This window comes from Nostoc piscinale CENA21 (assembly GCF_001298445.1).
GTDB classification, from domain to species: domain Bacteria; phylum Cyanobacteriota; class Cyanobacteriia; order Cyanobacteriales; family Nostocaceae; genus Nostoc_B; species Nostoc_B piscinale_A.
In genome coordinates this window covers 6186461-6207996 of record NZ_CP012036.1, presented here as the reverse complement: position 1 = coordinate 6207996, position 21536 = coordinate 6186461, and the positions used below count along the sequence as shown (strand labels likewise).

The 21536-nt window shown below is 42.2% G+C and carries 19 protein-coding genes; 9 read left to right on the top strand and 10 right to left on the bottom strand.

Annotated features, from left to right (window positions below):
- Positions 1-114 precede the first annotated feature (114 nt).
- Positions 115-885 carry an ABC transporter ATP-binding protein gene (locus tag ACX27_RS26545; RefSeq protein WP_062296856.1) on the top strand — a complete coding sequence of 257 codons (771 nt, stop codon included), beginning with the start codon at positions 115-117 and terminating at the stop codon, positions 883-885.
- Positions 886-1017: 132 nt separating this feature from the next.
- Here the strand turns inward: ACX27_RS26545 and ACX27_RS26540 are convergent, their stop codons facing one another.
- Positions 1018-1785, bottom strand: coding sequence for a response regulator transcription factor (locus tag ACX27_RS26540; protein ID WP_062296855.1), 768 nt, complete (start codon positions 1783-1785; stop codon positions 1018-1020).
- Positions 1786-2346: 561 nt separating this feature from the next.
- On the opposite strand from ACX27_RS26540, the gene ACX27_RS26535 reads away from it, so the two are divergent.
- Positions 2347-2595: a DUF6761 family protein gene (locus ACX27_RS26535; protein WP_062296854.1), complete on the top strand. Its 249-nt coding sequence runs from the start codon at positions 2347-2349 to the stop codon at positions 2593-2595.
- 312 nt (positions 2596-2907) lie between these two features.
- Here the strand turns inward: ACX27_RS26535 and grxD are convergent, their stop codons facing one another.
- The 3 genes from grxD to ACX27_RS26520 form a co-directional block, all read right to left on the bottom strand.
- Complete coding sequence (gene grxD / locus ACX27_RS26530; protein WP_062296853.1) at positions 2908-3231, bottom strand: Grx4 family monothiol glutaredoxin; 324 nt, start codon at positions 3229-3231, stop codon at positions 2908-2910.
- 75 nt (positions 3232-3306) lie between these two features.
- Positions 3307-3561: a BolA family protein gene (locus ACX27_RS26525; protein WP_062296852.1), complete on the bottom strand. Its 255-nt coding sequence runs from the start codon at positions 3559-3561 to the stop codon at positions 3307-3309.
- A gap of 119 nt (positions 3562-3680) precedes the next feature.
- On the bottom strand, positions 3681-4250 hold the full coding sequence (locus ACX27_RS26520) for a hypothetical protein (RefSeq protein ID WP_062296851.1): 570 nt from the start codon (positions 4248-4250) through the stop codon (positions 3681-3683).
- A 172-nt stretch (positions 4251-4422) separates the two neighbouring features.
- Here ACX27_RS26520 and ACX27_RS26515 point away from each other — a divergent pair, with 172 nt between their 5' ends.
- The gene (locus ACX27_RS26515) at positions 4423-6525 is read left to right on the top strand and encodes a S8 family serine peptidase (RefSeq protein ID WP_062296850.1); all 2103 of its coding nucleotides are present in this window, start codon (positions 4423-4425) and stop codon (positions 6523-6525) included.
- Positions 6526-6569: 44 nt separating this feature from the next.
- On the opposite strand, the gene ACX27_RS26510 is transcribed toward ACX27_RS26515, so the two are convergent.
- Together ACX27_RS26510 and ACX27_RS26505 are read right to left on the bottom strand one after the other, a co-directional pair.
- Positions 6570-7151, bottom strand: a complete 582-nt coding sequence (locus ACX27_RS26510; RefSeq protein WP_062296849.1) for a Uma2 family endonuclease — start codon at positions 7149-7151, stop codon at positions 6570-6572.
- 123 nt (positions 7152-7274) lie between these two features.
- On the bottom strand, positions 7275-8399 hold the full coding sequence (locus ACX27_RS26505; RefSeq protein ID WP_062296847.1) for a type I restriction endonuclease: 1125 nt from the start codon (positions 8397-8399) through the stop codon (positions 7275-7277).
- Between the two features lie 327 nt (positions 8400-8726).
- On the opposite strand from ACX27_RS26505, the gene bioU reads away from it, so the two are divergent.
- The gene (gene bioU, locus ACX27_RS26500) at positions 8727-9737 is read left to right on the top strand and encodes a (S)-8-amino-7-oxononanoate synthase BioU (RefSeq protein ID WP_062296845.1); all 1011 of its coding nucleotides are present in this window, start codon (positions 8727-8729) and stop codon (positions 9735-9737) included.
- Between the two features lie 89 nt (positions 9738-9826).
- Here bioU and ACX27_RS26495 read toward each other — a convergent pair whose 3' ends face one another.
- The 4 genes from ACX27_RS26495 to ACX27_RS26480 form a co-directional block, all read right to left on the bottom strand.
- Positions 9827-10384, bottom strand: a complete 558-nt coding sequence (locus tag ACX27_RS26495) for a hypothetical protein (protein ID WP_062296843.1) — start codon at positions 10382-10384, stop codon at positions 9827-9829.
- Between the two features lie 233 nt (positions 10385-10617).
- Positions 10618-11841, bottom strand: coding sequence for a type II secretion system F family protein (locus tag ACX27_RS26490; protein WP_062296841.1), 1224 nt, complete (start codon positions 11839-11841; stop codon positions 10618-10620).
- Between the two features lie 109 nt (positions 11842-11950).
- Positions 11951-13069 carry a type IV pilus twitching motility protein PilT gene (locus ACX27_RS26485; RefSeq protein WP_062296840.1) on the bottom strand — a complete coding sequence of 373 codons (1119 nt, stop codon included), beginning with the start codon at positions 13067-13069 and terminating at the stop codon, positions 11951-11953.
- An 83-nt stretch (positions 13070-13152) separates the two neighbouring features.
- Positions 13153-15165 (bottom strand): GspE/PulE family protein, encoded by a 2013-nt coding sequence (locus ACX27_RS26480; protein ID WP_062296838.1) that lies wholly within the window; start codon positions 15163-15165, stop codon positions 13153-13155.
- 298 nt (positions 15166-15463) lie between these two features.
- Here ACX27_RS26480 and grpE point away from each other — a divergent pair, with 298 nt between their 5' ends.
- The 5 genes from grpE to rsgA all read left to right on the top strand — a co-directional run bounded on the left by grpE (position 15464) and on the right by rsgA (position 21527).
- A complete protein-coding gene (gene grpE / locus ACX27_RS26475) occupies positions 15464-16213 on the top strand; it encodes a nucleotide exchange factor GrpE (protein WP_062296836.1) in 750 nt (249 codons plus the stop codon).
- Positions 16214-16567: 354 nt separating this feature from the next.
- The gene (dnaK, locus tag ACX27_RS26470) at positions 16568-18529 is read left to right on the top strand and encodes a molecular chaperone DnaK (protein WP_062296834.1); all 1962 of its coding nucleotides are present in this window, start codon (positions 16568-16570) and stop codon (positions 18527-18529) included.
- Positions 18530-19069: 540 nt separating this feature from the next.
- Positions 19070-20200 (top strand): molecular chaperone DnaJ, encoded by a 1131-nt coding sequence (dnaJ, locus tag ACX27_RS26465; protein WP_062296832.1) that lies wholly within the window; start codon positions 19070-19072, stop codon positions 20198-20200.
- On the top strand, positions 20200-20457 hold the full coding sequence (locus ACX27_RS26460; protein WP_062296830.1) for a sulfurtransferase TusA family protein: 258 nt from the start codon (positions 20200-20202) through the stop codon (positions 20455-20457). The genes dnaJ and ACX27_RS26460 overlap by 1 nt, the downstream gene beginning before the upstream one ends.
- Complete coding sequence (gene rsgA, locus ACX27_RS26455) at positions 20457-21527, top strand: small ribosomal subunit biogenesis GTPase RsgA (protein WP_062296828.1); 1071 nt, start codon at positions 20457-20459, stop codon at positions 21525-21527. The genes ACX27_RS26460 and rsgA overlap by 1 nt, the downstream gene beginning before the upstream one ends.
- Positions 21528-21536: the final 9 nt, after the last annotated feature.

Genomic DNA, 21536 nt, shown 5'->3' with positions numbered 1-21536 from the left:
TCACGTAAAGACGAAAAAAATCCTTTGCGACTTTGTGCGGCAGTCGCTACAAGTCGGGGAACCCGCCCAACGCGCTGCCTTGCCTTTGCTTGAGAAAAAAGGAAAACTCTAACTGTGGATAATCTCACTCCACAAGCCCAACTCCGGCTTGAGCAAGTTAATCTATTTACCAAACTAAAAAGCAATCACCAAGGATACCCAATCTTACAGAATATTTCCTTTCAAGTATTCCCTGGTGAAAGAATTGCGATCGCTGGCGTAACTGGTGCTGGCAAAACCTCACTACTACGCCTAATAAACCGCTTAACTGAACCTAGTAGTGGCAAAATCTATCTAGACAATCAAGAATACCGCCAAATCCCAGCCATCCAACTACGCCAAGCGGTGACACTGGTGTTGCAAGAGTCAAAGCTACTGGGGATGACAGTCCAGCAAGCCTTGGAATATCCTTTAGTTTTGCGCGGAATGCCCAAACAGACGATTCAGCAACGAGTTAGCCATTGGGTGGAACAATTGCATATTCCTAACGACTGGTTAGCTAAGAATGAGTTACAGTTGTCATCTGGTCAAAGGCAATTAGTTGCGATCGCTCGTGCTTTAATCATCCAACCCAAAATCTTACTATTAGATGAGCCAACATCGGCCTTGGATGTAGGTACAGCCTCTCATCTGATGCAAATCTTCATTCAACTAGCCGAAACCCAACAAACTACAATTTTGATGGTCAATCACCAGTTAGATTTAGCCCAAATGTTTTGTACCAGGCTGTTACACCTGCACCAAGGCCAGTTGTTAGCAGACAAACCCGCCTCAGAGGTAGATTTAGTCAGTTTACAAGCAAGTTTGACTCAGGCAGAAACTCAAGCCGCAGAAGAATGGATTTAAAAACCTCTTATCTGATAAATCACCCTAAACACAACACTTACAGCAGTTGAAGCATACACCAGGATATTTTAAAAATATCAATGTCAGCAACAGTAATTTTTTTTAAACTCCTGCCTTCTGCCTCCTGCTTCATCACCGTTGAGTAGTAAGTGTTGGACGTTGATTACTAAACCGTTCTTTTGCTAACTTTGTTTGTGATTGGGGAAGATTGGCATTCAAAATTTCCATGTTAAATCTGTATCCCACATTCCGAATAGTTTGAATCAAACTAGGTTGGCGGGGATCAAGTTCTACTTTTTTGCGTAGCGATAAAACATGAGTGTCTATCGTGCGCGGGTTGTCAATTGCATCTGGCCAAGCACGACGCAGCAATTCTGAGCGAGACAAAGGTACTCCGCCAGCTTGCGCCAACACATACAACAAACTAAATTCCTGGGGTGTTAAATCGATAAACTCCCCTTGGAATCGGACACGACGCTGCACTAAATCAATTTGTAAAGTGCCATAGTCTAAATAAGCTGGTGCAGTCGGCGTGCGTTTGCGGCGAATTAATGCCTCAACCCTAGCCAAAAATTCCTGCATACCAAAAGGTTTGCTGAGGTAATCATCGGCCCCCGCCTTTAGTCCTGCGACCACATCCGCTTCGTTGCTACGTGCAGACAGCATTAAGATTAAAGGCTGTTGCTGACGATGCAACCAACGGCAAAACTCGATACCATCTCCATCAGGCAGATCCGCATCTAGAATCACTAGAGTTGGTTGATGGGTTAAAAACACTTCTCTTGCTTGATAAATGCTGGCAGCTTGATTTACCCTATACTCTAACTGTTGCAAGTGCCAACCCAGCAACGACCTTAGATGGGGATTCCCCTCAACGATTTCAATACAAACCGAACCCACGGCGGTAAGACCCCTTAGCGTTGATGACTTTCAAAGTAACAAGCTCATGCTCAAGGTTTTGTAGTCTTTGTTACTTCTAATCACAATTCATTTGACATTTATTCTAAAAAAGGGTGGCAATATCTCCTACCTCAGCCTATTCCCAAGGATAATTAGTAATTTTCTTAAATTTTTGTTAGACTTATCAAAAGTTCTTCTTAACAATCAATTTGCTTTTAGCAAATTGTAACTTTATAAAGAACTTTTACTCAGCCAGTATTCCATGAGTGTAAAAGTTCTTCAGCCTAGCGTTGGAGTGTAGATTATGCTTGCTCAAGCTTAACCTCAACCATAAAAATCAAGTTGTTAAAAGAAGAAATCATAAGAATAAATTACTGACCAATCAATTTCCCAGTTTTCTGGAATAGGATCTGAATACGCTGTAGCTGCTGGAGGGGGCAGATCAAAGCAGAATCATTGGCATAATTTATATGCCAAAAACGCTAAAAAAGCGAAAGTGGCACTTCACATTTCAGCGTTAATCATTTACAATTCTCATTCCAAAGAGATCAAACAGCAGTTATGCTTCAAGACACACAAACCATCCGTTATTACCAAAGACTCACAGACGCCTTCGTCGAGCTATGGAATCGCGGTTATCGTATGGACGATATGCGGATGTATTTGGATGGATATCTAGCCGCACTGCGACATGGCAACGCTATCGAGCCATACCTGATTCATCGTCTAGAAGAGGAAGCCAGCCGCTACTTGTACGATGCATCAAATTTTGCAATGCCGGAACCACAACCACAACACGATTACTACTAAAGCTTTTGCTTTAGCCATTCAAAGTAAGCGTAGATTGACGCAGATGATTATAGCACGTTATCTGTATTGATCAAGTGTGCGGTGGTGTAAATTTTGGGAGAGATTGTACTGGGAAAAACATCCCCTCAGACCTGTGGTAATTTTGGTAACTCTTGTGAGGGGTGTTTAAGATTGTGATTTTAATTAAAAAGCAGAAAATTTTTTATTCACGACTTGCTACTAACCATTGAGTAATTTTTCTGCTTTGGGAAGCGTAGTCCATCAAAAAAGCCCCGTTACAGGGGCTTTTTTGTAATTAAACTTATTTCAAAATTACGAAGCTAGAGCAACTTCCACTGTTTCCTGCAATGATCCCTTTTGGTACATTTCAATGAGGATGTCGGAACCACCAACGAATTCACCGTTAATATAAACTTGGGGAATAGTCGGCCAGTTGGAATATTCTTTAATGCCTTGACGAATTTCAGCATCCTCAAGAACATTAAACGTCTCGAAGGGAACACCCAATGTATTGAGGATTTGGACAACGTTGTTAGAAAAACCACATTGAGGCATTAACTTAGTTCCCTTCATGAAAACAAAGATTTTGTTTTGCTTAATTAAGTTCTCAATTCTCTCTTTGACTTCTGGTGACATGGTGTTTTAGTTTCCTATGTTACTGATATAAAAAAATCAATAGTCAATGCTCAACCTAGCTTGGGACTATTGATTTCATGAAGTGGTTGTTTGCCAAGTTTCTGGCGTAAATGTTTTAACTGCCAAGGCGTGAATTGCTTCTGTGGACATAGCTTGCCGCAACGCGCCATAAACTAGCTGATGTTGTTGCACTAGTCCTTTACCTGCAAACTGCGATGATACGACTGTAACTTGATAGTGGTCTCCGCCACCTGTTAAGTCTTGTACTTGTATCTGAGCGTCTGGCAGTTCCGCCTTGATCATAGCTTCAATCTGCTGCGGACTAATCATCGCAATTTCTGAAAAAACTACTTCTCTATTATTAGCAGATTAGGGAGTGGAAGAAGAGGCAGGGGGGCAGGGAGCAGGGAGCGGGGGAGAATGACTAATGACTAACGACAGAACAAAATTTATTTTTGGGAAGTTGAACCGCTTTGTCTGGGGTAGGGGGTATCAACAAAGCCTAGTTCAAATAGCTGTTGATATGCTTTTTTACCTAAATCGCGGGTGGGATTTTGACTTCTAACAATTTGAATTAATAGTGGTACGGCTAATTCTGGCTGATTTTGGGCGCGATGTACAAGTGCGAGTTGATATGTGGCTTCGTCTCGCTTTTGGGCGGTTAATAAAGCTTTTTGACGTTGAGAGTCAGACACTCTGATGTCAATACCAGAAAAGCTAGAGTTTAGGTCTTGATAAAAGTTAGATAGCTGATTAAAAACTTGCCGTGCTTCTTGGAGTTTTTTGGCGGCTAGGGCATAGTTTTGGGCGGAAACGGCTGCTTCTGCCTCTTTCATCAGTCGCTCTCCGCCTTCAATGCTTAACAAGCTATTGTTTTGGGTGGTAGGACGGAGATTATTGGGATCGTTGGGGTCAATAGGCTGTGCTTGTTGGCTATAAGCGGGCGATAGCAAACTTAAGCAGAGGATGACTGAGAAGGAACTGAGGCTAATAAAAGGAGCAGTTGCAGCTATTTTCATAGATTAAATGGGTGTGACAAATATATATAAATACTAAGAGAAACTTTGGGTATCTTAACTTTGTTTTCGTTTTAAACAAAACACAGCTATATACTTGGTTTCTTTGCTTTAGACTGAAAATCGGTTTAATTGAGTTCCCAGTGCTTCTGTATACTAATTACCATCGTCTATTATGAGCGATCGCATTAATTCCTCTGATCTTCCAACCACAGGTGTACCAGCCAGCAATTTGGGATTTGTTCTGCAACGCGGTGGTGAAGAATTAGTGTTAGAAAAAGCAACAGACCGTTTCACCATCCGCCCAGCTAACGATTTTACACCTCAACAATTATCTCAGGTAAGTTGGGGCATTTGGCAGCGAAGTATTCCCCAAGCACAACTAGAATTATTTAAAGTTGCACCCGCCCAGTTAGATGCGGCGATGGCTCAAGCCCGCGCAGCGGAAAATGTAGCCTTTGCCAGCCATGTTTACACTATTAAAAATAATCCTGGGACTTTTGTTTACTTGGGCGACCAAATTACTATTCAATTTTTAGAAGAGATAGCAGCGCCTAGAATTAATGCGATCGCCAGTGCATATAGTTTAATTCCAGATAAGCCTGTTCTGGGCATCCCTAACACTTTCGTATTTTTGGTTAGTAAACAAGCTACAGACAACCCAATTAAAATTACTAACCAACTGCAAGGACTCAAAGAAGTGTTAGCTGCTGAACCTAACATTATCATTAATAGCGAAACACACTACAAACCCCGTGACCCGCTTTATACCCAACAGTGGTACTTAAACCATAGCGGCGGTGAGGATTTAGTATTAGGTTCCCATATCTCAGTCGAAAAAGCTTGGGATATTACTCGCGGTGTCCGTTCTGTTGTTGTGGCTGTGGTGGATGATTCTTTTGATTTGAATCATCCTGATTTTCAAGGTTCAGGTAAAGTTGTTGCCCCTAGAGATTTGAAACAAAATGATTTTCTACCTTTACCAGATGCTAGAGAAACTAGCCACGGGACAGCTTGCGCTGGGGTAGCCATTGCGGAAGAAAATGGTTCTGGTATTGTGGGGGTGGCTCCTGGTTGTGCATTTATGCCCATCCGTACTACTGGTTATTTAGATGATGAATCTGTTGAGCAAATTTTTAATTGGGCAATTGACAAGGGTGCAAGTGTAATTTCTTGCAGTTGGGGAGCTTCGGCTGTGTATTTCCCCTTGTCTTTGCGGCAACGGGCGGCCATTACCCGCGCAGCCACCAAAGGCAGGAAAGGAAAAGGATGTGTGATTTGTTTTGCTGCTGGTAATGCCAACCGTCCAATTAATGGTAGTGTGATTGAACAAACTTGGCCTGATAAAATTTTACAAGGTAAAACCGAATGGCTCAGTGGTTTTGCGGTACATCCTGATGTGATTACTGTTGCGGCTTCCACTAGTTTGAATAAGAAAGCGGCTTACAGTAATTGGGGAGATAGTATTGCTGTATGTGCGCCTAGTAATAATGCGCCGCCAGGAATGTCATTTCCAGAAAAGGGTTATGTGTATACACAACCTGCGATCGCTGCTTATCTTAACGGGTTGGGTGTATTCACCACTGACCAATTAGGAGCCGCAGGTTACGACAAAGGCAATTTTACTAGTAGTTTTGGTGGGACTTCTAGTGCTACGCCTGTGGTGGCTGGAGTAGCGGCTTTAGTTTTATCGGCGAATCCCGATTTAACTGCTCAACAAGTTAAACGCATCTTACAAGAAACTACTGATAAAATAGTTGACCCGAATCCCGACCCGCAATTAGGTCTCAAAGGGGGGACTTACAATGGTAATGGTCATTCCCAATGGTTTGGCTATGGCAAAGTCAACGCCGCTAAAGCCGTCCAAGTTGCCAAGCAAATGCGAGAAGGCACATCACTTGTGAGCCAACAGTTGCGGGTGAGTAATCCCAACTCTGTAGGCATTCCAGATAATGATCGCCAAGGTGTAAAAAGTGCGATCGCCATTAACGAGGATATCGTAGTTAAAGATATTCAAGTAAGTGTGAATGTCTCGCACGATTTTTTAGGCGATGTAGAAATTTACTTAATAGCGCCGAATAATCAGTCAGTTTTGTTACAAAACCGGACTTTAGGCAGACGGACTAACTCGCAGATGACTTATAATGTGCGATCGCATCCAGCCCTCAAGCAGTTACTATCCATATCTGGGCAAGGGCGCTGGCAATTGTGGCTCATCGATGCTGCACCACAAGATGTTGGTAGATTAAACAGTTGGGAATTAGTTATTGGTAATTAAGAATACAGTAGGACTTACGCACAAAGATAGTCTGTTATTTAGTACTAACTGTTATCCGCTTCAGCCTCAAATTGAACTTGTCGATATAAATCAGCGATCGCTATTTCTACATTTACCGATTCTAGTAGCAATGTGTTGTCTAAATTATAATCTGACAATACCCATTTTCCCTGTTCGTTGCGGCGAAATACTTCCACACCCGGTTGTGTTACTTGTACTAATACATATTCTTGCAAGGTTGGAGATTGACGATATGCAGCAAATTTTTTACCCCGATCAGATGCTTCCGTTGAAGGTGAAAGTACTTCGATAATTAAGCAGGGAAACTGTATCAATTGTGGATCATCATCCCGCTCATCGCAAGTCACTACCACATCAGGATAAAAATATTTCTGTCCTGGTTCTACCTGCACCTTTACATCTACAATGTATACCTCACAGGTGCGATCGCCTAAAGCATCATCTAAAAGTTTGAAGAAATTTCCCGACACCCGATTATGGTTGCGCGTCCCACCACTCATGGCGACAACTTCACCATCCCAATATTCGTAGCGTTGTTCTTGGGTAGGTTCCCAAATTAGATATTCGTCTGCGCTGATGAAAATGCGATCGGGTAAAGCAACCATCGGTAAATTGAGGAGTGATTTACTTTTCTACTTTTATAGGATAGCGAAAAAAGCTCTTTCGCTTTTAAATACTTTGGGGCGATCGCTTTCAGCACTAACATCGGCGATCGCTTTCCACATCTATTAAACTATAGCCGCACTTTTGCTACTGAATTGGGGCTGTTCATAAGCAGTTACAATTGCCTTTAACTTATCAGCATACTGATAAATTTCATTAACATTATCGATAGAAACTTTATCTTGAGTTCTAGTGCCATTTATATCCATTGAAAAAATTTCTAATTTCTTCCGAGTTGAGTCGTTAAAATATAAACGCACAATCGGTTTCCAAGTATTACCATCTAATAGAATATTGCAGTAGTTAACTGTATCTTTGTATGTTATTCTAGTCGGCTCTATTGCCTGACGTAAAATAGATTTAACAATATAATATCCTTCACGCTCATCCTCTGTAAAGTCAAGTTGTTTAATTGTCTCTTCCGTCTCTACTTCTGTTTCTATTTTGATAGTTTCTTGTTTAGTTTTTGAACGTCCTGTTGCTTCGTCTAAAAGACTTTCAATTTCCTCTCGAATAAATTCCTTAATAGCCCTTTGTGTATATCCAGTAAACTCGTCTTTCAATTGACCTACAAAATTATTCTCAGGACATAACTCTTTAAAAAAATATTTGACAAACTCGCTTTTAGGTTCTTCAACTTGCTTTTTTAGCAGAGCCTTGATACCACCAACATACTTTAACTCTGATGCGGCTATAATAGCTTCATTGACATTAAATGCTGATTTAGTTAGCTTAGAAAGCTCACGAATCACTGATTCATTTAAATTTAGTAAATCTAATTCTAAGAATGGAGTTTTATCCATCTTATTAGGCCTTTCTAAATCAGCATAGAATTTGTATATTACCCCATCTGTTAATACACCAATTCGCGCATCCGTTGCCATAAAATAAGCAAATAATTGACTCCATTCATTATCTTTGCTGAAATCAGTACCATAACATTTACACTCAATCAGAATTGCTGGTTGGCCATTTTGAAATATTGCATAGTCTAGTTTGAATTTTCTGGCAGCTCCCACATTTGCATCATATTCAGGCATTACTTCATCTGGGTGAGAGGGATCGTACCCCAAAATTTTCTGAATAAAAGGCATGATAAGAAAGTGTTTTGTAGCTTCCTCAGTTTTGATGCTGCCTAATTTTGCAGGAATTGTAGATGCAAAAGCTCTGACTTGATCAACAAAATCCATGATTGTAACACTCCAAGATAATGGCAATGTGGACTGTAATGTTATAGTTCACACAAAATCTTAAGAAATAACATAATTTTGAATTAAACCCATGATTGAAGCTTATGTTCTTAATTTTGCTAAGTTTTGAGTTTTATGATGAAGCGATGACACATGAAAATTTGCTCAAGCCTAACCCACTGAGAAATAATTTCTGGTAAAAAAACTGATCTGGTTGGCGAAGAAACCAGGATAATAAAGCATAATTAACCTTTATAGCTTTGAGCGATCGCCATCAGCCAAGATGGTTCAGACTCAAAGCTTTTGATTCAACTTAAGTAATTGACTATGAGTACAGAAAATCTCAATATTGCGCCAGCGTTACGGGTAGGAGTACTGGGTTTTGGTGGACTCGGACAAGCAGCAGCCAAGGTACTTGCTGGTAAACGAGAAATGACATTAGTAGCAGTGGCAGATCAAAAAGGCTATGCTTACGCTGCGGAAGGGTTAAATTTTAAAGATTGCATTGCCATTTATCAGTCGCAAGGTTCTGTAGGTTATTTAGAACCAGTCGGGACATTAACAAACAACAGTATTCAAGATTTAATTGATACCGCTCAACCTGTAGATGGGTACTTTTTAGCTTTACCCAACCTACCCAATGATTTTATTCCTTCCGTAGCGCGGCAGTTTATTCAATCTGGTTGGCGTGGTGTGTTAGTAGATGCAATTAAGCGTACCAGTGCGGTAGAACAGTTAATTGCTATGAAAGACGAATTACAAGCCGCAGGTATTACCTACATGACAGGATGTGGTGCAACACCAGGACTGTTAACTGCTGCTGCTGCTTTAGCCGCCCAAAGCTACGCCGAAATTCACAAAGTCGAGATTACCTTTGGTGTAGGTATTGCTAACTGGGAAGCTTACCGCGCCACCGTGAGAGAAGATATCGGTCACATGCCTGGTTATACTGTAGAAACTGCACGGGCAATGACTGACGCAGAGGTAGAGGCATTATTAGATAAAACCAATGGCGTGTTGACCTTAAAAAATATGGAACACGCCGATGATGTGATGTTAGAGTTAGCAGGGATAGTAGATCGCGATCGCGTCACTGTTGGCGGTGTAGTAGATACTCGCAATCCTAAAAAGCCCCTCAGCACCAATGTGAAAGTTACAGGACGCACCTTTGAAGGAAAGATTTCTACTCATACCTTTACATTAGGCGATGAAACCAGTATGGCAGCAAACGTCTGCGGCCCTGCTTTTGGTTATCTCAAAGCTGGAATGCAACTACATCAACGCGGAATTTACGGTATATTCACCGCAGCCGAAATCATGCCTCAGTTTGTGAAATAAGCGGTGAGGTTTAGAGACTGGAGGTAGGTAGAGAAGAGATGAAGGGGCTGTTTCTTTTCCTCTTAACCCTAGTCCCTAGTCCCTAATCTCTAATCTCTAGCCTCTAGCCCCTCTTCCTCTCTTCGTTCTTCTTCCAATAGCAAATATGATGTTTGCATAACAAATGGCAACTCTGCACCGATCAGACCTCGTTGAATGCGTTCTGATGTTTCACTAAACACTACAAACAACGGATATATAGTATTTGCTCCTTCACTTAATATATGACTATGGCGAGGTGGCATTAACCATTCATAGTCTTGATCTAAGAAAATTTGGGTTTGTCGCCAACGTCCTAACAAATCAGAAAAGTCTTCATGGGGACGGTGAATAAAGATTAAAATTTCGGCTCCAGTTTTAATTTTCCATTCTGGATCGCACATTAAAATTGCCACATCGCAGGGTAGACAAATTGCCTGGGGAACCTCGGAAACAGTTTTACGCAGACGAACAATAGGTAGAGGAATAGTAATTACGCTTTCATCTGGACGACGCAAACTAGGAATCATTTCTAGATATGGTCGGTGTTGTTTGAGGAGAGCGATCGCCGCTTGATGATTGCTATACTCTGCCAAGCTGGCTTCATAATGAGATTTCTGCACAGGCATAATTTTATAAAGTATGAAGTGTGTAGACACCCTTTGGATGGCTTGCCGCAGGCTAATGTGAAGGATGAAACGTCAGTATTCAGACTACAGAAGTCAGAAGTGATCACAGTTTGATTACTGATAGTTTTGGACTATTAGCATCTCTGTCTAGCAAAACCTTGATTTATCAACCCCACGCGAATTCTTACTTCTGACTCCTGAATTCTTACGATAAAACTTCGTCCTTTCGCTTTTTATCCCAGCTTTTCAAACACCTTGAATAGTGGCAAATACATCGACATCAAAATAGTACCAACCATACTTCCTAAAACCAAAATCATGATTGGTTCAAGAACACTAGTTAGGGCTTTTACTGCTTGCTCAACTTCATCTTCATAGAAATCAGCGACTTTCATTAACATCCCATCCAATTCTCCCGTTTCTTCACCAATACTAATCATTTGGATTGCCATTGCCGGAAAGACATTCGCTTTTTGGAGAGCAAGACTAATCATTCCGCCTTGTTGAACTTCTAAACGGGCAGCATCTATCGCATTCGCAATAACTTGATTTCCTGATGTATCTCGGACAATTTCTAAGGAAGTCAAAATCGGCACGCCTGAACGAGTCAAAGAACCAAAAGTCCGACTAAATCTGGCTACAGAAGATTTTTGAATCAAATCACCAAATAAGGGCATTTTGAGAGATAAACGGTCAATAGTTTCTCTACCAACACGAGTTTTATAGTACTGCCCATAGGCAAATTTTGCTGCAACAAATGCAGCAATAATCACAAAAGATTTCCAACTTCTTAAAATTTCGCTACAAGTCATCAAGAATTGTGTTAAAGGAGGTAATTCTGTACCTATTTCTGTGAATATTTTTGCAAAAACAGGTAAAAGAAAAACTGTCATCCCAACAAAGATAGTCACAGCAATAAAACCTACCACCGTTGGATAAGCTAGTGCTGATTTAATTTGGTTTTGCAATCTCGCTACATCTTCCAATAATTTCGCTAAACGATTGAGTACTTCATCTAACACCCCCCCAACTTCGCCAGCTTGAATCATACTGACATACAAACCATCAAAACAATCAGGATGCTTCCGCATAGAATCAGAAAGATTAACACCACTCTGCACATCATTACTAATATCAATGAGTGCTTGTTTCATCTTCGGATTGGTACACTGATCTGCTAGTACCCCTAAACCTCTAACAATTGCAACTCCCGCATTGACTAAGGTAGCAAGTTGTCGAGAAAAAACCGCTTTTTCTTTAATTGGAACACTAACAAATGAATTCTGGAATTTTTTGAAGTCAAAGCTGAGTGGCAAGCCTTGAGATTGTTTGAGTTCTTGAACTACAAAACCTTTATCTCTAAGATTATTACGAGCTTGGGCTAAAGATTCAGCAACTATTTTTTCAGTTCGAGATTTTCCTTGAGTATCTCGAATCTTGGCAATGAAGGTTGGCATAGATAGATGAATTCAAAATTCAAAATTTTAAATTTGGTCAATCAGCAATAATTAATAGCCAACTAATAACTGACTACTAATTATTACTTTTCTGATTCCGAATGAAATTTTAATGAGCTTTAGCAGCACCAGGTTTTGCTCCGGCTGGGGGTGTTGATGCACCAATCAGACGCTGAATTTCATCTGGCTTGGAAGTCTTAGACATTGCTGCTTCAAAAGAAATAGTTCCGGCTTTGTAGTAATCAGCTAAAACCTTCTCCAGAGTTTGCATTCCTAATTTACCGCCTGTCTGAATTGCTGAGTAAATCTGCGAAGTTTTACCTTCTCGAATCAAGTTAGAAATAGCCGGAGTCACAATCAGAATTTCTTGAGCCATGACTCGACCATACTCCCCTGGTTTGGGGTTTTTCTTCGGTACTAAGGTTTGGCTAAATACGGCAACGAGGGAGTTAGATAACTGTACTCGTACTTGAGTTTGTCTTTCATGGGGGAAAACGTCGATAATCCGGTCAACTGTTTGGGCGGCGGAACTAGTGTGTAGTGTGCCGAATACCAAGTGACCTGTTTCTGCGGCTGAGATTGCCAAAGAAATTGTTTCTAAATCCCGCATTTCCCCCACCAGCATAATGTCTGGATCTTCCCGGAGGGCGGCTTTCAAGGCGTTAGCAAAACTCTTTGTATCTTCGCCCAATTGTCGTTGGTGAACTAAGCTTTTAATTGGTTCGTACACAAATTCAATTGGGTCTTCTACCGTCAAAATATGTTCTGCTTTAGTACGGTTAATTAAGTCAATGATGGCGGCGAGAGTCGTTGTTTTGCCAGAACCTGTAGGGCCTGTTACCAAAATTAAGCCTCTGGGCTTCTCTGCCATTTCCCGGACAACATCTGGTAGACCCAATTTTTCAAAGTTAGGAATTTTGGAACTTAACGCCCGTAAACAAGCTGCATAAGAGCCTCGTTCTTTATAAACATTCACCCGAAAACGTGCCAAACCTTTTACGCCATAAGAACAATCTAATTCCCAGGTTTGTTCTAGAGTTTTACGCTGGGTATTGTTGAGCATACTAAAGATTAATCTTTGGCATTGATCATTGGTCAAGACTTGATCGCCAATGGGTGTGAGTTTACCACTAATGCGGAAGTAGGGAGGCAAACCTGCGGATAAGTGCATATCCGAACCACCCATTTCAATCATTTGTTCCATCAAGTCTTCAATCATCATTTCCATAGTTCTGCTTCCTTTGTGTCAGTTGTCATTTGTCATTTGTCATTTGTGTTTACTAATGACTATTGGTAGCAATTGACCAATCATTAATCTTGAAATCTGGGTGTCATACAGTAGGGACAATCCAGCCATTCCGGTTGTAGTTCAGCACTACAGGTTCGACAGGTCAGGCCAGTCTTACGTTTGGCTTTTAATTCTGCTTCTAAGCCTGTATCGGTAAACGTCACCCGATCAACTTCTTCTAAGGTGGTAGCTCCTTGACGTACTAAATCTAAGCTGTAGGCCAATAGGGTTTTCATTCCTTCTTCTACAGCCACTTCTTTGATGCGTTCGGTAGGTGCTTCTTGGTTAATCAAGGTTTGGAGGTTTTCGGTGACACGCATCACTTCATACACACCACAACGTCCTTTGTAACCAACACCATTACAGCTTGGGCAAAGATGATTTTTGGCTTTGGCATCGGTTAAGGCTTCGACTGTCAAAGTATTCGCTTTATAGAAGGTAAGTTCTACCTCTTGAGAAGCAGATAGACCATAGCGAGCTAGTTCTTCTGTTGTGGGAGTGTAGGGAATGCGGCAGTCAGGACAGACTCGCCGCACCAAGCGTTGTGCCAACACACCAATTAAGGAACTAGAAACCATGAATGGTTCAATGCCCATTTCACCTAAACGAGCGATCGCACCCGGAGCATCGTTAGTGTGTAAGGTAGTTAATACTAAGTGACCGGTTAAAGCTGCCTCAATCGCTGTTTTGGCAGTTTCTTTATCCCGCGTTTCCCCCACCAGCAACACATCCGGGTCTTGTCGCAAGAAAGCTCGCAGTGCTGTAGCAAAATCCAATCCTTTTTCTCGAATTACCTGTACTTGGGTAATCCCTGGCAAACTATACTCAATCGGGTCTTCAACTGTACTGATATTAATTCCCGGTGAGTTCTTTTCCGCCAATGCTGAGTACAAGGAAGTTGTTTTACCAGAACCCGTTGGCCCAGTTACCAAAATCAGACCAAAGGGACGACTCACCATTTCCTGAACAATACTCAAGGTTTCTGGATCAGTGATTAACTTATTCAATCCCAATTGGGTAGAAGAGTTATCCAAAATCCGCAGTACAACCTTTTCCCCATAACGACTGGGCAAGGTATTCACTCGGAAGTCTACCTTTCTACCTTCAAACATCCGGCGAATGCGTCCGTCTTGAGGTACACGCCGTTCAGCAATATCTAAGCTGGCAATAATTTTAAATCTGGCCGTGACTGCTGGAATAATTTTTTTCGGCATGGGATCAAAAGCTTCACGCAAGACACCATCCTTGCGAAACCGAACACGAAGGTTTTCTTCTTGCGGCTCAACGTGAATATCCGAAACCTTTTCGTGCAATGCCTTAGCCAGAATGCGGTTCACCAAGTTGATGACAGGAGCATCTTCTGCACCCTTCATTGCTGATCCCAAATCAGCTTCCATCTCGTCGGGAGCATCATCTAAAGCTAAATTGCCGAGATTTTCTAAATCTTGATTGATATCTGTAAACTTTTCTTGTTCCAGATGTTTTTGCTTCACAGCTAAATCATCCAAATATTGGTTGATTAACTGCTGATAATCTTCTTGAGTAATCACCATCCGCTGCAATGCCAAACCTTGGGGGCGCAAGATGCGATTGAGATCATCCGAAGCTTCTAAGTTATCCGGATCGACCATTGCCACTAAAACGCTGGGAGGGTTTTGGTCTTCGTTTTTGGATAGGGGTACTAAGCGGTGACGACGGCAAATATCAACCGGGATCAGGGTTTCAATCAGGCTGCCGACGTTGGTATTGCCAATAGTATTGATTTCCGGATCAAGAGATTCAACACCGTATAGTATTTTAAGTTCAAATAGCTGTTGTTTTTTATACTGTCTAAGAAATTCCGGTGATAGTTGTCGCCCAGTGATCGACTCCAGCACTTCCGTCAGGGGTCTGCCAGATTTGCGACTTTCAATCAGTGCCTGTCTCATCTGTTCGCTATTAACATAGCCAGATTGCACTAGCTTACTGCCGAATGGCGAAAACTCTGTTCGGGTCGTGAGAGCGGTACTGCGCCGTTGTGGTGACGATTGAGTCATAGGTGAGCAATTAGTAGGGGAAAACCTCTGCTTAGAGTATTCCCAAGCTATGGCTCAGAATTTTCATTTAAACTTAATAAAATTTTCGATTGAAGTCTGAAGTATGAAGTATAAAGTCTGAAATTTACACTTCATACTTCATCCTTGGTCGTTCGGGTTCCCGTCCTGAGAGAGTATGCGCTAATATATTCACCATTTGTCACAATAGGATGACGGTGATCTCACTTCCAGAACAATGTTGACAATCAAATCTCCCTCCACGGTGATTTATTGTCCACAAGAGGATCTGGAATAGACCATGATGGACGAAAATAAACAGGTAAACAATACAAGCCAGCAATTGGGTGAACCAACAGAGGTAAAGCAAGACATGATGAGCGACTCCCCAGCCCAAATCAACTCCAACGAATCTGGCAGCGAAGTTACTGAGCAAGTGGCAGCCACAAGCAATGTATCAGGAGATACGGCTGCGCTCAATCAAGAAGATGGCTTCGCTGCTACCGAGAAAACACCAGCAGACACGGCAGCTTTGACAGAGTTAACTCAACAAATAGAGTCTCTCAAAGCGCAAGTAGAAGAACGTAGTAGTCAGTACATGCGGATTGCGGCAGATTTTGAAAATTACCGCAAACGTACTAGCAAAGAAAAAGAAGAGCTAGACGTACAAGTGAAGCGGAATACAATTTTAGAATTACTGCCAGTGGTCGATAATTTTGAACGGGCGCGAGCGCACCTCAAGCCACAAACTGACGGTGAGATGACAATTCACAAAAGTTATCAAGGAGTTTATAAACAATTAGTGGATTGTCTGAAACGGTTGGGAGTATCACCGATGCGGCCGGAAGGTGAACAGTTTGATCCGAACCTTCATGAAGCAGTAATGCGCGAACCTACGGATGAACATCCAGAAGGAACAGTGTTAGAAGAGTTAGTACGCGGATATTATATAGGCGATCGCGTGCTACGTCATGCAATGGTCAAGGTGGCTGCTCCGAAGGAGGATACACTGTCTGCACCTGAAGATCAGTCGAGTCCAGCTAACAGTTAAACTGTATTTGCTCGCCTTGCTGACTGTCTCTTCGTACGAAGTCAAAAAGCCAAAGTCAAAACAATTATGACTAAAGTTTTTGTTTTTACCTTTTGACTTTTTACTTTTACGAAGTGCGTACTCAGGTAATATACGGGCGAGCAGTTTATATTTCAAAAAGGAAAGGGCTGTTGACGGTTTGCCGTAGTTTAGCAGCCCAACCCCTAGTTGTATTTACTTAGGGAAACTGGTTTTGTGGCAAACAGCCGATATTTAGTTAGTGCGTTTGACAGACTTAGCCTTTAGCTTTAGCCCGTACAAAAATATCCCGCGCAACAACACACGGTAAAAGCATTCAGTACAAATACTGTAAGTATGGGAAAAGTTATAGGGATCGACTTAGGCACGACTAACAGTTGCGTCGCAGTTTTAGAAGGTGGTCAGCCGATTGTAATTGCCAATTCGGAAGGCGGAAGAACCACTCCTAGTATTGTGGGATTTGGCAAGGGTGGCGATCGCTTGGTCGGTCAGCTGGCAAAACGCCAAGCCGTAACTAATGCCGAAAATACAGTCTACAGTATCAAAAGATTCATCGGCCGTCGTTGGGAAGATACGGAACATGAACGCGATCGCGTTCCTTACAATTGTGTTAAAGGCCGAGATGAAACTGTTGATGTCCAGATTCGTGGCAAGAATTACACACCACAAGAAATTTCCGCGATGATTCTGCAAAAATTGAAGCAGGACGCGGAAAATTTTTTAGGAGAATCTGTCACCCAAGCCGTAATTACCGTACCAGCATATTTTACTGATGCCCAAAGACAAGCAACTAAAGATGCTGGGACAATCGCTGGTTTAGAAGTATTACGTATTATCAATGAACCGACTGCGGCGGCTTTAGCTTTTGGCTTAGATAAGCAAGACCAAGAGCAATTAATTCTCGTGTTTGACTTGGGCGGCGGTACTTTTGACGTATCGATTTTGCAACTAGGAGATGGAGTTTTTGAAGTCAAAGCAACTAGCGGCAATAATCAACTGGGTGGTGATGACTTCGATAACTGTATTGTGCGCTGGATGATTGAACGCTTCCAGGAACAAGAAAAAATTAACCTCGCCCAAGATAAGATGGCTTTGCAGCGTCTACGGGAAGCAGCAGAAAAAGCTAAAATTGAACTCTCTAGTATGGGGACTACCTCGATTAACTTGCCATTTATTACCGCCGACGCATCCGGGCCAAAGCATCTAGAGACGGAACTCAGCCGTTCTAAATTTGAAGAACTCGCAGCACATTTGATTGAGGCGACGATTGAACCAATGATTCAATCTCTCAAAGATGCTGATCTCAAACCCCAAGACATCGACAAAATTATTTTAGTTGGTGGTTCAACTAGGATTCCGGCTGTTCAAAATGCTTTAATTAAATTTTTTAACGGCAAAACGCCCGATCGCTCAATTAACCCGGATGAAGCTGTCGCATTGGGAGCCGCCATTCAAGCTGGTGTTCTCGGTGGTGAAGTTGATAATCTTTTGTTATTAGATGTCACTCCCTTGTCTTTGGGTATTGAAACCCTGGGCGAAGTATTCACCAAAATTATCGAACGTAACACCACAATTCCCACCAGCAAATCTCAAGTTTTTTCCACAGCAATTGATGGTCAAACTTCTGTAGAAATTCACGTTCTCCAAGGGGAACGGGCAATGGCAAGGGATAATAAAAGTTTAGGTAAGTTTTTGTTAGCGGGGATTCCTCCGGCTCCTCGTGGTGTTCCTCAAATTGAAGTATCTTTTGAAATTGATGTTAACGGTATCCTCAAGGTTGCGGCTCAAGATAAAGGTACCGGTCGAGAGCAAAGTATTCGGATTACTAACACTGGTGGTTTGAGTGCTAACGAAGTCGAACGGATGCGCCAAGAAGCTGAGGTTTTTGCCGAAGAAGACAAAAAACGCAAGGAGTTTGTAGAACTGAAAAACCAAGCCGATAATTTGTTAGTCAGCTACGAATCCACTTTGAAGGATAATGGCAACTTGATTGGCGAGCAGATGAAAACTTTAGCCCATGAAAAGTTTGTCCAACTGCAAGCTGTGATGAGTAATCCGAGTATTTCTCTGCAAGAATTTCAAAATTGCTTAGATGACTTCCAGCAAACCCTATTTGCGATCGGTGCTGATGTTTATAACCGCGCTAACAATCCCAATACCGATGAAGGTGAAGCAGTTTCCGAGCCATTATTAGCATCTCCATTAGAAAATCATGCCAGTGGAACTGTCATCCCTCAATTTAATTTCGATTTTGATGAGGAAATGACTGCACAAGCTGATTATGAGGCGATAGACTAAAGGGTAAAGTCTGAAGTTTAAAGTATGAAGTTTAAACCTTTCATACTTTGTTCTTTAATCTTGAAATTCTGTCTTACTACAGATGCAATGTACTACAAATGGGGGGTTTTCCACACCTAATGGTGCGGTTAGCCCCTCTAGTTCATCAGCAGGGTTTTTTCCTGTCACGTAGCACAATTGTAAAAGAGACAGCTAACTCAACAGCCAAAGCTTCTAGCATCTGCTAACTTCGCTGTTAACTTTCGTTAGTCCTTGTCGTTTCCCACATAACAGCAAATGTTGAGCAAAATTTGCTGGTGATTTTTATAAAAGGTAAAAGGTACAATCAGTTATTAATAAAAGTTAATCTATGCCTTCTGCCTTAAAAAGTGCTGAGTTTTGAGTGCTGAGTGCTGAGTTAAGATTCACTAGGAATTCTTCTAAGCCTTCTGCCTCCTGCCCTTCGGGTTCGGCAGTCCCCCATCGACGGGAACCGCCAAGACGGGGGCTACCTCACCTCCTGCCTCCTGCCTTCTTCCTTCTATCTTTTACCTTTGCTATATGGCCCGCGACTATTACGAAATTCTGGGTGTCTCTCGTGACGCCGACAAAGAAGAAATCAAACAAGCTTACCGCCGTTTAGCCCGTAAGTATCACCCAGATGTGAACAAAGAACCGGGCGCAGAGGAACGGTTTAAAGAAATCAACCGCGCTTATGAGGTACTCTCAGAACCAGAAACCAGGGCGCGTTATGATCGCTTTGGCCCAGAAGGTGTTTCCGGTGCTGGTGTGGGCTTTCAAGATATGGGTGATATGGGTGGTTTTGCCGATATCTTTGAAAGCATTTTCAGCGGCTTTGCTGGCGGCGGTATGGGTGGACAGACAGCGCAAAGACGTCGCAGTGGCCCAGTGCGGGGTGATGATTTACGACTAGACCTAAAGCTGGATTTCCGCGAAGCAGTATTTGGTGGTGAAAAGGAAATTCGCATTTCTCACCTCGAAACTTGCGAAGCTTGTAATGGTTCTGGCGCAAAACCAGGAACCCGTCCCCGTACTTGTTCCACTTGTAGCGGTTCCGGTCAAGTACGCCGTGTCACGAGGACACCTTTTGGCAGTTTTACACAAGTTTCCACTTGTCCGACTTGTAATGGTACTGGTTCGGTAATTGAAGATAAGTGTGATGCTTGTGACGGTCGAGGTACAAATCAAGTTACCAAAAAACTTAAAATTACAATTCCGGCTGGCGTAGATAACGGTACACGCTTACGCATAGGACAAGAAGGTGACGCAGGTCAACGTGGTGGCCCTCCTGGAGATTTGTACGTTTACCTGTTTGTCAACGAAGATGAAGAATTCCAGCGCGATGGCATTAATGTGCTTTCGGAAATCAAGGTGAGCTATTTACAAGCCATTTTAGGTTGTCGTTTGGAAGTGAATACAGTTGATGGGCCAGTGGAATTAATCATTCCCCCAGGAACACAGCCAAATACAGTGATGAAGCTCGAAAATCGTGGCGTACCGCGTTTGGGTAATCCTGTGAGTCGGGGAGATCATCTTCTAACAGTGTTAATTGATATCCCGACTAAAATCACCCCAGAGGAGAGAGAATTGCTAGAGAAGCTGGCTAAAATTAAAGGCGATCGCACTGGTAAAGGTGGTTTAGAAGGTTTCTTGGGGAATTTGTTCAAGTAATGAATCTATCTTCTGTATCTACTCCCGATGCTCAACTCGATTTGCGCGGTACTCCTTGTCCGATTAATTTTGTGCGGACAAAACTCCGCCTCGAAAAAATGTCGCCAGGAGATTTGCTCGAAGTATGGCTCGACCCCGGAGAACCAATCGAGCAAGTTCCTGATAGCTTAACAATGGCAGGCTATCAGGTAGAGCAAATTACAGACTGTAGCGAGTATTTTTCTTTGTTAGTCCGTTGTCCGGCCGCTAATAAATGATGGCTGTTGCTACTGATGGACAGTTACTGGGTACAGTTTTAGCTGTACAAGCCAATTTTTACAGGGTACAGCTAGATCAAGACAATAGGGAGATAGCTCCTGCACATCTCCCTATACTTTTGTGTACCCGCAGAACCAGGTTAAAGAAAATTGGACAGCAGGTGATGGTGGGCGATCGCGTGGTGATAGAAGAACCAGATTGGGCTGGTGGACGCGGTGCGATCGCAGAAGTTTTACCCCGCACTGGACAATTAGACCGGCCTGCGATCGCTAATGTCAACCAAATTATGTTGGTATTTGCTGTTGCTGATCCACCCTTAGAAGCTTATCAATTAAGTCGATTTTTAGTGAAAGCTGAGTCTACTGGTTGGGATGTGGTTTTGTGTTTGAATAAAAGCGATTTAATCTCAGCCCAAGAACAGCAAGAAATTAGCGATCGCCTCTTGGGTTGGGGTTATCAACCGTTATTTATTAGTGTGCAGAATCAAATTAATCTTGACCAAGTAATCACTCATCTTAGTCATAAAACTACGGTAATTGCTGGGCCTTCTGGTGTGGGGAAATCCAGCTTAATTAATGCCTTAATTCCTGATATTAACCTGCGAGTCGGAGAAGTTTCTGGTAAACTTGCCCGTGGTCGTCATACAACTCGCCATGTAGAATTATTTGAATTACCTGATGGTGGTTTGCTAGCAGATACCCCTGGCTTTAATCAACCAGATTTGGATGCTCAACCAGAAGAATTAGTTTACTATTTTCCTGAAGTCAGAAAACTATTAGAAGTGAATCACTGTCGATTTAGTGATTGTTTGCATCGAGACGAGCCTGATTGCGCCGTGCGGGGAAATTGGGAACGCTATGAACATTATCTAGAGTTTTTGGAGGAAGCGATCGCCAGACAAACCCAATTGAACCAACAAGCCGATCCTGAATCTACCTTGAAGTTAAAAACCAAAGGTAAAGGACAGAGTAAATACGAACCCAAACTAGAAAGTAAAAAATATCGTCGAATTTCCCGCAAAACTCAACTGCAAGCATTACAAGATTTATATCAAGATAGTGAAGAATAAATTTATTGA